The sequence below is a fragment of the Sphingomonas sp. BRN-1R genome, assembly GCF_057748035.1.
Map to the genome: position 1 here is coordinate 534,158 of NZ_CM173236.1, position 15,156 is coordinate 549,313.

Annotated in this window: 12 protein-coding genes; 1 reads left to right on the forward strand and 11 read right to left on the reverse strand. The window is 69.3% G+C overall.

What is annotated here, in order from left to right; all coding sequences use genetic code 11:
- Nucleotides 1-4 precede the first annotated feature (4 nt).
- The 11 genes from AC3ANX_RS02495 to AC3ANX_RS02545 are packed head-to-tail and all read right to left on the reverse strand — an operon-like array spanning nt 5 to nt 13,913.
- Entirely contained in the window at nt 5-2,077 is a 2,073-nt protein-coding gene (locus AC3ANX_RS02495; protein ID WP_488335455.1) for a beta-galactosidase, read from the reverse strand.
- The gene (locus tag AC3ANX_RS02500) at nt 2,074-3,672 is read right to left on the reverse strand and encodes an alpha-L-fucosidase (RefSeq protein ID WP_488335456.1); all 1,599 of its coding nucleotides are present in this window, start codon (nt 3,670-3,672) and stop codon (nt 2,074-2,076) included. The genes AC3ANX_RS02495 and AC3ANX_RS02500 overlap by 4 nt, the downstream gene beginning before the upstream one ends.
- On the reverse strand, nt 3,669-5,714 hold the full coding sequence (locus AC3ANX_RS02505; protein ID WP_488335457.1) for a beta-galactosidase: 2,046 nt from the start codon (nt 5,712-5,714) through the stop codon (nt 3,669-3,671). Before AC3ANX_RS02505 ends, AC3ANX_RS02500 begins: the two co-directional genes overlap by 4 nt.
- Nucleotides 5,711-6,433, reverse strand: a complete 723-nt coding sequence (locus AC3ANX_RS02510; protein ID WP_488335458.1) for an SDR family oxidoreductase — start codon at nt 6,431-6,433, stop codon at nt 5,711-5,713. Before AC3ANX_RS02510 ends, AC3ANX_RS02505 begins: the two co-directional genes overlap by 4 nt.
- Nucleotides 6,430-7,494, reverse strand: a complete 1,065-nt coding sequence (locus AC3ANX_RS02515; RefSeq protein WP_488335459.1) for a Gfo/Idh/MocA family protein — start codon at nt 7,492-7,494, stop codon at nt 6,430-6,432. Before AC3ANX_RS02515 ends, AC3ANX_RS02510 begins: the two co-directional genes overlap by 4 nt.
- On the reverse strand, nt 7,491-8,660 hold the full coding sequence (locus tag AC3ANX_RS02520) for an extracellular solute-binding protein (RefSeq protein WP_488335460.1): 1,170 nt from the start codon (nt 8,658-8,660) through the stop codon (nt 7,491-7,493). The genes AC3ANX_RS02515 and AC3ANX_RS02520 overlap by 4 nt, the downstream gene beginning before the upstream one ends.
- Complete coding sequence (locus AC3ANX_RS02525) at nt 8,657-9,796, reverse strand: ABC transporter permease (RefSeq protein ID WP_488335461.1); 1,140 nt, start codon at nt 9,794-9,796, stop codon at nt 8,657-8,659. The genes AC3ANX_RS02520 and AC3ANX_RS02525 overlap by 4 nt, the downstream gene beginning before the upstream one ends.
- A complete protein-coding gene (locus tag AC3ANX_RS02530) occupies nt 9,793-11,283 on the reverse strand; it encodes a sugar ABC transporter ATP-binding protein (protein WP_488335462.1) in 1,491 nt (496 codons plus the stop codon). The genes AC3ANX_RS02525 and AC3ANX_RS02530 overlap by 4 nt, the downstream gene beginning before the upstream one ends.
- Complete coding sequence (locus AC3ANX_RS02535; RefSeq protein WP_488335463.1) at nt 11,280-12,338, reverse strand: sugar ABC transporter substrate-binding protein; 1,059 nt, start codon at nt 12,336-12,338, stop codon at nt 11,280-11,282. Before AC3ANX_RS02535 ends, AC3ANX_RS02530 begins: the two co-directional genes overlap by 4 nt.
- Nucleotides 12,277-12,726, reverse strand: a complete 450-nt coding sequence (locus tag AC3ANX_RS02540) for a MaoC family dehydratase (protein WP_488335464.1) — start codon at nt 12,724-12,726, stop codon at nt 12,277-12,279. Before AC3ANX_RS02540 ends, AC3ANX_RS02535 begins: the two co-directional genes overlap by 62 nt.
- A complete protein-coding gene (locus AC3ANX_RS02545; RefSeq protein WP_488335465.1) occupies nt 12,723-13,913 on the reverse strand; it encodes a CaiB/BaiF CoA transferase family protein in 1,191 nt (396 codons plus the stop codon). The genes AC3ANX_RS02540 and AC3ANX_RS02545 overlap by 4 nt, the downstream gene beginning before the upstream one ends.
- 127 nt (nt 13,914-14,040) lie before the next feature.
- Between AC3ANX_RS02545 and AC3ANX_RS02550 the strand changes: the two genes are divergently transcribed.
- Nucleotides 14,041-15,141 carry an extracellular solute-binding protein gene (locus AC3ANX_RS02550; RefSeq protein ID WP_488335466.1) on the forward strand — a complete coding sequence of 367 codons (1,101 nt, stop codon included), beginning with the start codon at nt 14,041-14,043 and terminating at the stop codon, nt 15,139-15,141.
- Nucleotides 15,142-15,156 lie beyond the last annotated feature (15 nt).

Sequence of the window (15,156 nt, forward strand, 5' to 3'; positions counted from 1 at the left end):
GCGGTCAGCGGCAGGCATTGCGCGCGAGGCTGAACACGCCGACCGCATGCGGCTGTAGTGGCACACCCATAGCCGAACCGGCGAGGTGGCGCGCGCCGGCGGGCAGGGCGAGCGGCTGCGCGCTGGTCCCGTGGTTGATCGCCACCAACACGCACCGCCCTGATCCGCCGCGCACGCTGATCTCGACATCGGGGCTGGCCGAGGCGATCAGCGGATGGACGCCGGCGCCGTCTAGCACATCCGTGGCGAGCGCCCGCATCGCCGCCGTATCGAGCCATGCGCCGACATAGGTGATGCTGCCTTTGCCGACATGGCGGGTGACGATCGCCGGCTTGCCGTCGAGCCAGCCACCCGGGTCGGCATAGCGCGCGACCACCTGCACATCGGCGGCATCGGCCACCAGCGTCTCCGCCCAGTTGGAGGCCGAACCGCCCACGCCGCCGGTCAACGTCGTCGGCGCATCTAGCGCATAATATTGGTCGACATGCGCGCCGAGCAGCTTGGCAAGCGGCCCCGGCTGACGCTCCGGCCACAGCGCATCGGCATCGTCCTTCATCCCTGACCGCGGGCCGAGCACGAGGTGGCCGCCGGCGCGGACATAGGCTTCGAGCCGCTGTGCCGTTTCTGCCGTCAGCACATTGAGCGCGGGCGCGACGACGAGGCGGTAACGCGCGAGGTCGGCGTCGGGCGAGACCACCGCTACACCCTGCGACGCGATGCGGAGCGGGCGGTAGAAGTCGGTGAACTCGCGCACCGGATCGAAATTCTTGTTGAGCGGCTGCAAGTCGATCGCCCAGCGGCTGTCGTAGGAGAACAGCATCGCCACCTTGGCGACCGGCGCGGTACCGGCGAGCGCGGGCGCGGCGGCGGCGATCTCGCGCGCGGTCTGCGTCACCTCGGCGAGGATCGGGTTGGGCAGGCCGTCCTGCCCGAGCAGCGCGCCGTGATACGTCTCCTGCCCGTTGCGGTTGGGTCGCCACTGCCAATACAGCACCGCATCCGCGCCGTGGCCGATCGCCTGCCACGCCATCTCGCGCACCTGCCCCGGATCGAGCGCGCGGTTGACCGGTGCCCAGTCGGTGCGGCCGGGCTGCGTTTCCATCAGCCAGAAATTGCGCTGCTTGTAGCCGCGCACCAGATCGTGGTTGGCGCCGTTCGCGACCCAATCGGCATGGCCGGTCTGGATGTAATTGTCCCACGCGGCGAGATCGAGATCGCGGTGCAGCGCGAAATGATCGAACCCGCCATTCCAGAACATCGTATTGGTGGTGACGAACTGGCGCGGATCAGCGACCGCGCGGATCGCCTGCGCCTGATTGGCGATGTAATCGGTCCAGGTCGCGGTGGTGAAATGCTTGAAGTCGAGCAGCAACGCCGGGTTCTGCTGCCCGGTGGCGTGTAGCGGCACCTGATCGAAGCTGTCGTAATGCTGGCTCCAATATTCGGTCGCCCAGCGCTGGTTGAGCGTGTCGATGCTGCCGTAGCGCTGCTTCAGGAACGCGTGCCAGCGCGCCACCGCTTCCGTGTCGAACGAGGGCGGGCCGATCTCGTTGTCGATCTGCCAGCCGACCACGTTGGGATTGTGCCCGTAGCGTTTGGCCAGTTCGGCGGCGATGGTGCGCGCGAACGTGCGGTAGCGTGCGCTTGCGAACGAGAAGTGGCGGCGGCCGCCGTGGGTCGCCTGCTTGCCGTCCTCATCGACCCGCAGCGTGTCCGGATATTTCTGCGTCAGCCAGGCGGGCGGGGCGGCCGTCGGCGTGCCGAGCACCACCATCAGGCCCTGCTTCGCCGCCGCTGCGATCGCGCGGTCGAGCCAGGCGAAGTCGAACGTGCCCTCCTGCGGCTCCATCCGGCTCCATGCGAACTCGCTGACGCGCACGGTGTTGAAGCCGGCCGTGCGCATCAGCGCGAGGTCGGTCGCCCAGCGCTCCTCGGGCCATTGCTCGGGATACCAGGCCACGCCCACCGCGAGCGGCGGCTTGTCCGGGAAATTGGTTGCGCCGACCGGCGTCGCCTGCGGCAAGGCCGGCGACGCGGTGGCGAGCAGGGCGACAGCGAGGGCGAGGCGGCGGATCACGCCGCGAACCGGATGCGCAGCACGCTCGGCATATCGGGGCCGCTGGCGGCAGGAAGCGTCGCCTCCAGCCCCTTCTCAGTCTGCCGCCACTGGACCTCGCCACCGCCTAGCACGCTCACGCCCGCAATCTTGTGGTCGAGGTACGGCGTGCCCGCATAAAGCGTCTTGATCCGCACCACGCCGTCCGCCGGCCGTTCGAGCGAGATCGCGTAGAGCGTGGTCCCCCTGGTGGTGAAGCGGATATCGTCACTCTTCCAGCCGCGATTGGCCGCTTCCGACTTCTCGCCCGCGACGATCGCGGTCGAGCCCTCGCCGAAATATTTCCACGGCCGCGTGCCGTAGATCGCCTCGCCATTGACCTTCAGCCACGCGCCGATGCCGCGCAGCACCGCCTGCGCGCCCTCCGGGATGGTGCCGTCGGCGCGCGGGCCGACGTTGAGCATCAGATTGCCGTTCTTGGAGACGATGTCGCTCAGATCCTGCACCAGCGCCTTGGGCGATTTGTAATCGTCGTCCTGAATATAGCCCCAGCTCTTGGTAGAGATCGACGTGTCGGTCTGCCACGGCTCCAGCCGCAACTCGTCGAGCTTGCCGCGCTCGACGTCGAACAGCGCGGTGCCTGGCGCGAACTGCGCGCCCTTGTAGGCGATCGCGGGGCTATAGCCCTTCTTCTTGGCGGCGTTGTAGTAATAGGCCGCCATGCGCTGGAGATACGGCTCGAACGCGGGCGCGCTCGTCCACCAGTCGAGATAGACGATCTCGGGATTGTATTTGTCGATGAACTCGGTGGTGCGCGCCAGCCAATCGTCGAGGAACTGCTTGTTGGGCGGATACCAGTTTTCAAGGTGCGACGGATGCGGCTGGCCGGCGGCGGAATCGCCCGGCAGCCGCACCGGCGCGGCCGGGCCGTACAGGCCGGCATAGCGCGGATCGTTGACGTCGCTGTCGTAGCCGCGCCCGATGCCGTACCACCACCAATGTTCGGCGCGGTGCGAGGACAGGCCGAAGTGCAGACCGGCCCCACGCGCAGCCTTTTCGAGCGCAAGCGCAGTGTCGCGCTTAGGGCCCATCTTGACCTCGTTCCAATCGCTCATCGCGGTGTCGTACATCGCGAAGCCGTCGCAATGCTCGGCAACCGGCATCACATATTTCGCGCCCGCTTCCTGAAACAGCGCGATCCACTGGGCCGCATCGAACTTCTCGGCGGTGAACTTGGGGATGAAGTCCTTGTAGCCGAACTTCGATTGCGGCCCGTACACGTTCTTGTGGTAGGTGAACGCCACGTTCGCCGGATCGTACATGGTGTGCGAATACCATTCGGTCAGGAACCCCGGCACCGCATACGGACCCCAGTGGATGAAGATCCCGAACTTGGCGTCGCGGAACCATTCGGGCACGCGGATGGCTTTCAGCGACTCCCAGTTCGGACGGTACGGACCGCTCACGTCGCCGCGATCAACCTTGGCGAGCTGGCGCGCGACCGGCTCCGCCTTGAAGTCCATCGGATAAAGCTGTTCGATCGGCGTCTGCGCCAGCGCGGGGGCGGTCGCGGCAAGGGCGGTGCCGAGCAGCAGGGTCTTGAGCAGGCGGGTCATTTCGATCCTCCGGTTTGCAGCACCGCGACGCCCTCGGCGGCAAGGTCGACGGCTTGCGTGGTGCCGCCGTTCAGCACGTCGGCCATTGCGGCGGGCAGGGCGACGCGCTGCGGCGTTCGGCTGTGATTGATGAGGATGACGATGCGGCGGCCATGCCCCTCGCGCGTCATCAGCTCGACGTCGGGCGGGGTGGCGAAGTCGCGCGTCACCTTCGCATCGGCGAGCGCCTGATCGACCAGCTTCGCCGTGACGTTCTTGTCGAACAGCGCGCCGTAATAGGTGATGCTGCCCTTGCCGACGCGGCGCGTCACCACTGCCGCATGGCCGTCGAGCCAGCCGTTCGCCTTGCCGTAGCGCAGCAGCACCTTCGCATCGGCCGCCTTGGGCGTGAGGTCTTCGGCCCAAACGCTCGCGGTGCCGCCATCGACCGCCACCGTCTCGTCGAGCGCGTAGAATTGCTCGACCTGCGCCCCCAGCAGACCGCCAAGCGGCCCCGGCTGGCGCGTCGTGTCGAGCCGGTTGTATTCGTCCTTCAACCCCGATCGCGGCCCGAGGATGAGATGCCCGCCGCCGCGCACATAATCGGCAAGGTGCTTGGCGAGCGTATCGGGAATGACGTTGAGGCTCGGCGCGAACACCGCCTTGTAGCGCTCCAGCGGCGCGGCTGCGGCAACCACATCGACCGCGCCGAGCGCATCCTTGAGCGGCCGATAATAGTCGAGCAGCACGCCGATCTGGTCGTACTCCTTGGTAAGCGGCTGGAAATCCACTGCCCAGCGGCTGTCGTAATCTTGCAGGATCGCGACCTGCGCATCGGGCGACGTGCCCGCCAGCGCGGCCGACGCGTGCGCGAAATCCGCCCCAATCCGCGCCGCCTCGTCGTAGATCGGCAGCGGCTTGCCATCCGCGCCGACCAACGATCCGTGCAAGGTCTCCTGCCCGTTGAGCGCGTTGCGCCACTGCCAGAACAGCACCGCATCCGCGCCGTGGCCGACCGTCTGCCAGGCCAACGCGCGCGTCTCGCCCGGGTAGAGCATGTTGCTGACCGGCGCCCAGTTCACGAAGCCGGGCTGCGTCTCCATCACCCAGAAGTTCTGGCGCTTCCAGCCGCGCACCAGATCGTTGACCGCGCCGTTGCGATAGGCGTCGAGATGGCCGGTGCCGACATAATCGTCCCACGACGCCACATCGAGCCCGCGGTTGATCGCATAGCGATCGAAGCGGTTGGCCCAGCCGAGCCCGCCGAGATTGGTGGTGACGAACTCGCGTGCGGGCACCTTGGTGCGCAGCACGTCGGCCTGATTGCCCTGAAACGCCACCCACTGATCGGTGATGAAGCGCTTGAGATCGAGCATCAGCCCGGGATTGTTGATGCCGGCGTTGAACGGCACCTGATCCCAGTCGCTATACGTTTGCGACCAATAGGATGTCGCCCACAGATCGTTCAGCCGGTCGAGCGTGCCGTATTTCGCCTTCAGCCAGTCATGCCAGGCGGCACGCGCGGCGGGATCGTAGCTTTCCTCGGTATGTTCGTTGCCGATCTGCCAGCCGATCACATTGGGCTCGTTGCCCACGGCATCGGCCATCCTGCCGACGATCTCGCGCGCGAACGCCCGGTAGCGCGGCGAGGAGATCGAGAACTGCCGCCGCCCGCCGTGGCCGATCTGCACGCCGTTGGTGTCGATGCGCAAAGTGTCGGGATATTTGCCGGTCAACCAGGCGGGCGGCGTGTCGGTCGGGGTGCCGACCACCACCTTGATGTCGTATTTCGCCGCCAGCCGCACCGCGCGCTGGAGCCAACCGAGATCGTACACCCCCTCGGACGGCTCCATCCGGCTCCACGCATATTCGCCGATCCGCACGACGTTGGCCCCTTGCGCCTTCATCAGCCGCAGATCCTCGGCCCAGCGCGCCTCGGGCCATTGTTCGGGATACCAGGCCGAGCCGAGCCACAGCCGCTCCGACGCGGCCTTGGGGGCGGGCGCCTGCGCGAGCGCCGGAGTGGCGACGCAGGCGAGCAGCAGCGCGAGCAGCCGCTTCATATCGTCCAGCCGCCGTCGATGATCTGGACTTGCCCCGTCGTGTAAGTCGCGCCGGCTAGGTACACGACCAGATCGGCGATCTCCTCCGCCTTGCCGATCCGCCCGATCGGCTGGCGCGCGATGAACGCTGCGCGCGTCGCCTCGTAATCGCCGCCGGCACCGAGCCGCTGGTTGAGCGACGGCGTCTCGACCGTGCCGGGGCAGATCGCGGTGACGCGGATGTTGTGGCCGACGAAATCGGCTGCGATCGCTTTGGTCAGCCCGATCACCGCCGCCTTGGTGACGCCATAGGCGTAGCGATCGGCCACGCCCTTCACGCTCGACGCGACCGAGGCCATGTTGATGATCGCGCCGCCGCCGCGCGCGACCATGCCGGGCAGCACCGCGCGGCACGTCCGCGACATCGCCTTGACGTTGAGCGCCCAGGCGAAATCGAGATCTTCGTCGCTGGTGGTCAGCACCGTGCCGCCGTGGACGACGCCCGCGCAGTTGAACAGCACGTCGATCGGATCGGCCGAGAGCGCGGCGACCGCCGCCGGATCGAGCACGTCGAGCGTGCGCGTTTCGATCCGCTCGTTCGCGAGGCCCTCCAGCGCGCCAGCGTTGATATCGGTCGCGATCACGCGCGCACCGGCGGCGGCGAGCGCCAGCACCGAGGCGCGGCCGATGCCCTGCGCGGCGGCGGTGACGAGGGCGGTCTTTCCGGTCAGGTCGGTCACGGGGTCATGTCCTCATACGTCGGCAGCGGCGTGCCGGGTTGGTCGTTGGAACGGTACAGCGCCTCGACCAGCGCCATCGTCCGCCACGCATCGTCGACGGCGGTGGCGAGGGTCGCATCCTCGCCGGCGGCGAAGCGCTGGAGATTGGCCATCGGGCCGATGAACGCATCGGGGAACCACGCGCCGGTGAGCGGCACCGGCGCGGCCGGTCCGCCGCGCGGCGCGATCCACAGTTCGTCGCCTTCGCCCTTGGGATAGTCGAGCAGCGCGCCGAGCTTGGCGACCGCCGCACCCTCGACGCCCTCGACGCGGAAGCTCGCGTCCTGAAAGCGGCGGCCGAAATCGTGGTGATGGTTGATCGACAGCAGCACGCGCAGGGTGTCGCCGTAATCGAGGATCATCGAGGTGCGCGTATCGGCAAGCGCGCTGGTCGGATGGCCGAAGCTGCGCGCGAACACGCTCTTAGGATCGCCGACCAGCGCGCGGATCGCGTCGAGATAGTGGATCGAATGGCTGACGATCTCGACGCGCGGGTTGGGCTTGAGGTGCGGGAACAGGTGCCACGGCGTGACGAGGTTGATGTGGACCTCGATCTCGGTCAGCGCGCCGAGCCGGCCCGTCCGGATCGCGTCGGCAATGGCGAGCATCATCGCCGAATAGCGGAGCTGGAAGTTGACCGAGGCGGTGAGCCGCCGCGCACGGCACACGTCACGGATCGCGCTCGCCCCGGCAAGGTCGAGCCCCATCGGCTTCTGGAGCAGCACCGTCGCGCCCTCGGGCAGCGCCGAGAGGATGGCGTGGTGCGCGACCGGCGGCGCGGCCACGTCGAACACCGCATCGGCGGCGGCCGCTTCGGCGAGCGAGCCGAACACGCGTAAACCGCCCCATTCGCGCGCGAGCGTATCGGCGCGCACGATATCGGGATCGTACAGCCCGGCCACGGTGAACCCGGCCTTGGCGTAGGCGGGGAGGTGCGCATCCTTGACGATGCCGCCGGTGCCGATGATGACGATCGGGCGCGGTGCCGAGGGTATCGGCCATGCCTGTTGCAGATCGCTCATCGCATCGCCTCCGCTTGCGCATCCGCCAGCAGATCAGCGGTGGCGCGGTCGCTCGTCACCGCAGCGCTGACCAGCCGGTCGACGATATGGCTGATCCGCGCGAGATCGGGCGTGACCGGCATTTGCCGAGCGTGTTCGTGCAGCCAGCCGAGCCGGTGGTAATAGGGGACGCTCGCGTTGATCCCGGCATCGTCCCACGTCGAGCGCCGCGTGCCGATCGCACCCTCGGTGGTGGTGATCCGGTCCATCGGCGCGGTGGCGCAATGCCGCAGGAAGTCCCACGCAAGCGCTTTGTTGCGCGACCCCGCCGCGATCGCCAGCACCCAGAACACGTTGAGCGACACGCTGCGCCCGCCCGGCCCGGCGGGCAGCGGCGCGACGTCGACCAGCCCCTTCACCGCGCCGTCGGGCGCGGTGTCGCAATAGGCGGCGAACCCGAACCAGTTCGCCATCAGCGCGACCTTGCCGGCCGCGAACGCCATGCCCGACGCGACGCTGTCGAGGTTCGCGCAATCCGGCGCGATGGCGTCGGTATCGCGGGCGAGGGTGCGCAGGAAGTCGAGCGCCTCGTGCGCTTCTGAGGAGGTGAAATCGGGCCGCCCGTCCGCATCGAACGGCTCGCCGCGGCGCGACCAGATCTGGATGCAGAAGTCGTACAGCCCGTTATGTCCGTCCGGGTACAGCGCCAGCACGGTGCCGTAGCGACCCTGATCGGGCGCATGATGCGCACGGGCGAGTGCGTGGAAATCGTCCCACGTCGTCGGCGGCTCCGCGATCAGATCCTTGCGGTAGATCAGGCACTCGGGGCCGTCGTGATACGGCATCCCCCAGAAGCCGCCGCCGAAGCGTTGCAGCCCGGTGAGCGAGGGGCTCCACGCCTCGGGAAAGTCGGCGATCGGCGCGGCGGCGAGATGCGGTTCGAGGTTTTCGAGCAGCCCGCCGGTCACGCATTCCGCCAGCCAATCGGTGTTGAGGAAGGCGATGTCCCAATCGCCCGACGCGAGCCCACGCCCGGCGATCAGCGTCTCATGCAGCGGGTTGAGGTCCATCTCGACCGCGTCGAGCGTCGCGTCCATGCCGGTGAGCGCCACGAAATCGGCGAATTGCGCGGCGATCGCGCGCGCGAACGGATCGAAGCGGCGGACCGCGATGCGCAGGCGGGTCATGCGGTCGTCCCTTTGCTCTCGGCGGCCGGTCGGCGCGCGCGTCGACGCTCGCCGCCGACGGTGTAGATCGCCGCCGCCGCGATCACCACCACGCCCTCGATCAGCCCCTGATAGCTCGCGCCGAGGTTGAGCACGTTGAACCCGTTGGTGAGCGTGAACAGCAGCAGCGCGCCGACCACGGTCTTCACCACGCTGCCCGCACCGCCGAACAACGAGGTGCCGCCGAGGATCGCGGCGGCGATCACGGTCAGCTCAGCGCCTTGCAAGGCGGTCGGGTTGATCGCGCCGAGCCGGCAGCCGAACAGCACGCCCGCGAACCCCGCCGCCACGCTCGACAGCACGAACGCGCCGAGCTTGTATGCATGGACGTTGATGCCCGACAGCCGCGCCGCCTCGGCATTGCCGCCCACCGCATAGATGCGCCGCCCGACGACGGTGAAGCGCAGCACCGCCCACACAACGAGCGTGAACGCCGCCAGATACAGCACCGGCATCGCCACCGCGAAGCTCGTCCCGGCGAGCAACGCCAGCACCGCGATCCCCAACGCGCCCGCGATCTGGAGCGCCGAACGTCGCACCACGCCCAACACGAGCAACGCCACCGCAATCGCCAGCACCGGCCAGAACACCGCCACGCGCGTGCTTTCAAACGCGAGCATCTCGGCCAAAGTGTCGGCGCGCTCGACCATCAGCGAGCGGCCGTCGGTCAGCACCAGCACCAGCCCGCGCACCGCCGTCAGCGTGCCGAGCGTGACGATGAAGGCGTTGATGCCGACGAACTGCACGATTGCGCCGTTGATGAGCCCGACCGCCGCCGCCGTCACCAGCGCGGCGACCGCCGCGAGCGGGAAGCCGATCTGTGGCGCAAGGCCGACCAGCACCGCTGCCGCCAGCGCGGCGACCGAGGCGACCGACAGATCGAACGCGCCGGTGATGAGCATCACCGTCATCGCCACGCCCATAATGCCGACCAGCGAAGCCTGATAGGCGATGTTGCCGAGGTTCTGTGCGGCGAGATACGGCGGCAACCCGCGCGCCTGCGCGATGGCGGCAAGCACGCCGAGCAGGATCAGCAGCGCGTAGAACACGCCGGCTTCGCGCAGGCCGAAATGGCGCCGCCAGTCGATCGAGGTCATGCGGCCACTCCGGGTTCGGTACGCGTGCCGCCGGCGAGGCGGATCAGATCGGCTTCGTTGAGTGCGGCCGGGTCGGTGATCTCGCTCACCACCGCGCCGTCGCGCAGCACGAGGATACGGTCGGCGATGGCGAGCAACTCCTCGAACTCCGAACTGACCAGCATCACCGCGAGGCCATCGTCGGCAAGCGCGCGCACGGTGCGCAGGATGTCGGTGCGCGCGCCGATGTCGATGCCCGCGGTGGGCTCGTCGAGCAACAGCACGCGCGTATGCGGGGTCAGCCATTTGGCAAGCACCACCTTCTGCGCGTTGCCGCCGGACAGCTCGCGCACCATCGCGTCGGGCCCGTCCGCCTTGATCGCCAGCCGGGCGATCGCGGCGCGCGCGGCGCGCGCCTCGGCGGCACGGTCGATCAGGTGGCCGCGCGCGGGCAGGGCGATGTTCTCGGCGATCGTCATGGTCGGCGCGAAGCCTTGCCGCGCACGGTCCTCCGGCACCAGCGCGATGCCGGCGGCGGTGGTCTCGTCGGTGAAGCGACCCACGGCAGCACCTGCGAGCGACACCGTGCCGCGCGCGGCGGGATCGGCGCCGTAGATCGCGTGAAGCAACTCGCTGCGGCCCGAGCCGAGCACCCCGGCGATGCCGACGATCTCGCCCGCCGCGACGTCGAGGTCGACCGGCGCGAGCTTGCCCGGCACGCGCAGGCCGCGCACGGCGAGCAGGGCGTCGCCGATCGGGCGGCTGCGCGCGGTACGGGCGAGTGCGTTCACCGAACGGCCGGCGATGGCGGCGGCGATGGCGGCCTCGTCGAGCGTGGCGGTCTCGGCATGCAGCACCGCGCGGCCGTCGCGCAGCACCGTCACTTCGTCGGTGAGCGCGACGATCTCGTCGAGGAAGTGCGACACGAACAACACCGCGCGGCCGGTGTCGGCAAGGTGCCGGATCGTGCGGTACACGGTTTCGCGCTCATGGCCGGCAAGCGCGGCGGTCGGTTCGTCCATGATGACGAGCGCGGGGTCGCCGACCAGGGCTTGCGCGATCGCGACCATCTGCCGCGCGCCGATCGGCAGATCGCCGACGATCTCGTCCAATCCGAACGGTTCGCCGAGCATCGCGACGACGTCCGCCGCGCGCGCACGGGCGGCGCGCGCATGCCGCCAGCCGCCGCGTTCTTCGAGCAGGATGTTGTCGGCGGCGCTGAGCGTGGGGACGAGCGGGATATGCTGGTACAACGTCGCGATGCCAGCGGTGCGCGCGGCGCGCGGCGAGGCCCAGCGCATCGGCTCGCCGCGCCAGTGGACGCTGCCGCCGCTGGCGGGAATCGCGCCCGCGAGGATCTTGATGAGTGTCGACTTGCCCGCGCCGTTCGCACCGAGCAGTCCGTGGACGCGCCCCGGCACCACCGCCAGATCAACCCCGCGCAGCGCGACGGTGCCGTTGGGCCAGGTCTTCGCCACCCCGGCGAGTTCGAGCAGCGGCGCGCTCACCACTGGCCGACGCATTCGCGGACGGTGGCGCGGGTGACGGCGGGGATCGGGTAGGTGCGGAAACGTGCGCCCCGCTCGCCGGCGAGCGCGCGGAACGCCAGCGCGCCGAGCGCCTCGGGCTTGAAGCAGACCGTGCCGTCGACCGCGCCCGCCTTGATCGAGGCGATCGCCAGCTTCGATCCGCCGACGCCGATCAGCCGCGCGTGCGATCCCGCCGCGCGCACCGCGCGCGCGCAGCCGATCACCATGTCGTCCGCCTCGTTGTAGAACAGGTCGACGTGCGGCTGCGCGGCGAGGATATTCTGGCACGCCGCCTCGCCGCCCTCGCTCGTCCAGTTGCCCGGCTGCGCGGCGACGACGCTGTAGCGCGCGTGCGCCGCATCGAGCGCCTCGCGGAACCCGCGTGCGCGCTGCTCAACCTCGGGGAAGCCCGCCGCGCCCTCGATGATCGCGACGCGCGCGATGCGCCCCGCCGGCAGCAGCCGCGCGGCGAGGCCCCCCGCCGCACGCCCGGCCGCCACTTCGTCCTGCGAGGCGAGCGCGACGAGGCCGGGGTAAACGTCCGCGACGTTCCGCGTGCGCGGATCGCCGACCAGCGCCGCCACCGCCGCGATCGGCACGCCACCTTTTTGCGCGCGCCGCACCCAGCCTTGCGCCACCACCGAATCGAGCGGCATCACCGCGATGCCCGCGACGTGCTGCGCGATCAGATCGTCGATGTCGTTGGCCTGTTTCTGCACCTCGCCCTTGGCGTCGAGCACGATCGCGGTCGCGCCCGCTTGCGCCGCCGCCTCGCTGAAGCCCTTGGCGATCGCCGCCGCGAACGGGAAGCTCAGGCCCACCGTCGACAGGCCGTAGCGCGGTCCGCCCGTGACGCCCGCCGCGATCGTGCCGCCCGCCTGCGCCGCACCGCGCACGCCGACCAGCGAGGCGATCGCGACGATCGCGACCACCAGCATCAGCAGCAGGGACAAGGGGCGCAGCCGCATCGCGTCAGGCGGCCGGGCGGCGATCGACGAGGTAGAGATGCTCGCACGCCAGCACGGTGTCGCCATGCTGGTTGCGGATATCGACGCTCTCGGTGACGACGCCCTGATGCGCGCGCTTGGGGTGATCGCGCTTGTCGGCGATGCGGGTGACCGTCGTCAGCGTGTCGCCGATATGCACGGGGCGGATGAAGCGCAGCCGGTCGTAGCCATAGGACATGGCGTGCGGGTTGATCGTCGTCGCGGTCAGCCCGATGCCGATCGCAAACACCATCGTGCCGTGCGCGATACGCTGGCCGATCGGCTGCGTCGCGCACCACGCTGCATCCATGTGATGCGGGAAGAAATCGCCGGTGTGGCCGGCGTGGACGACGAAATCGGTTTCGGTGATGGTGCGCCCGAAGCTGGTGCGCTCCGATCCGACCTCGATATCCTCGAAATGCTGGGGGACGATCATGCGGTCAGTTCCTCGTCGATCTTGCGCTGGTCCGCGCCGAGCCGGGGCGCTGCGGCGGCGGAGCGCAGGATGGCGCCGTCGATGCGGATCGGGCAGCGCGTGGTGGTCATGGTCGCACCGTCCGGTGCGGCGATCGATTGCGTGGCGGCGAGCGCGGCGAACGCCGGCTCGGCGATCAGCGCGGGCCAGTCGAGCACCGGCGCGCACCAGATACCGGCGGGTTCGAGGATCGCCAGCCACTCGGCCGCACGCCGCGTCAGCAGATGATCGCGCAACAGCGCCTTGATCGCATCGCGTTCGACATACCAGCTATCGGCCGGGAAGTCGGCGAGTTCGGGCAGGTCGAGCAGCGCGCCGAGCCGGTCGACCGGTGCCATCGCCAGCGCGAGATGCCCCTCGGCGGTGGCATAGAGGCCATAAGGCGCGGCCAGATAGACGTTGGCGCTGGCGACCGCGCCGCGCACCGGCATTGGTTCGGATCGGGCGTCGTCGCGGTTGAGATGGACCGAGAGATGCTCGAACTGGAGATCGAGCGCGGCCTCCATCAAACTCACGTCGACCCGCCCGCCGCGCCCGCTCATGCCGCGCCGGATCAGCAGCGCGAGGATGCCCTGGCAGAGCTGCGCGCCCGCCATCATGTCGGTGATCGACAGGCCCGCCGGCACCGGCGGATCGCCCGCGTCGCCCGACAGCCACGCCATGCCCGACAGCGACTGGACGAGCAGATCCTGCCCCGGCCGGTCGCGCCACGGCCCGTCCGGGCCATAGCCGCTCACCCCGGCATAGACGAGGCGCGGGTTGAGCGCCTGCACCGCATCCCAGCCGAGCCCGAGCCGATCCATGATGCCGGGGCGGAAGTTGTGGATCAGCACGTCGGCGCGTTCGACCAGCCGCTTCACCGCGGCCAGATCGGCGGCATCCTTCAGGTCGGCGACATAGCTTTCCTTGCCGCGGTTGATCGCGTGGAACAGCGCGCTCGCCTCGTCGAACATCATCCCCGCGAGTGCGAGCCCACGGCTGGCATCGCCGCCTTGGCGCCGCTCGACCTTGATGACGCGCGCGCCGAGATCGGCGAGCCGCAACGCGCACGACGGCCCGGCGAGGAACTGGCTGAAATCGAGGATGGTCAGGCCCGAAAGCGGCAGCCCGTCAGGGGGTGCCAGATCGGCCCGGTACTCCGTCTCCAAGCGGCTATCCTAACGTCGTTTATGTTTATCGAGGGATATTCCCACACGCTATTGTTGGGGCTATGGGGTGTCAACCGGATTTTATATATGAACCGGATATTTGCAGAGGAATAAGATGATGCGCGGCATGACGTGGGACCATCCCCGAGGATACGACCCTCTCGCCGCCGCATCGGACCTCTGGAAACGCGAGACGGGGGTGGCGATCACCTGGGATCGGCGCTCGCTCCAGGATTTCGAGACCTACCCGGTCGAGGACCTCGCGCGCAGCTACGATCTGATCGTGATCGACCATCCGCATGTCGGGCAAGTCGCCGATTCGGGCTGTCTGGTCGCGCTCGACACCATGGTCGATGCGAGCGTGCTGGCGGAGATCGCCAGCGGCTCGGTGGGCGGTTCGTATGAGAGCTATCGCTGGGCGGGGCGGCAATGGGCGCTGCCGGTCGATGCTGCGGCGCAGGTGCAGGCGTGGGTGCCGGGCCGGATCGGCGGGCCGGTGGCGCGGTGGGACGATCTCGCCGCGCTTGCCGCCGCCGGGCGGCTGGCGCTGCCGCTGCGCCCGCCGCACAGCCTGATGAGCCTGTTCACAGTGTGCGGGCTGCTCGGCATCACGCTCGATACGCATGTAGATACGCTGTTCCCACCTGAGGCGGCAGGCGCGTTCGCGCTGCTCGATGCGCTCGCCGCGCCGCTCGATCCGGGGATGTACGGCATGGACCCGATCGCGGTGTTCGAGGCGATGGCGCGGCCGGACTCGTCGCTGGCAGTCGCGCCGCTGATCTACGGGTACGTCAGCTACGCCGCCGACGGTTTTCGCACGGAGACGATCCGCTTCGCCGACGTGCCCGTGCTGGATCATGGCCCGCGCGGTTCGGCGCTGGGCGGCACCGGCGTCGCGGTGTCGGCCTATGGCAGCGATCCCGCCGGCGCGGCGCGCTTCGCCGCATGGATCGCGGGCGGGGCTGCGCAGCGCGATATCGTCGCCGCGCACGGCGGCCAGCCCGCGCACGCGGTCGCCTGGGACGCGGACAGCGCCAACGCCGCCACCCACGATTTCTACCGCGCCACCCGCGCCACGCTCGACGCGGCGTGGCTGCGCCCGCGCCACCACGGCTATATGGACTTCCAGCATGTCGCCTCGGAGCGGCTGAACGTCGCGCTGCAAGCGCACGAGGATGCGGAGGCGGCGATCGCCGCGCTCAACCGCCTCTATGCCGCCCGCCGCTGACCCTTTCCCCCGGAG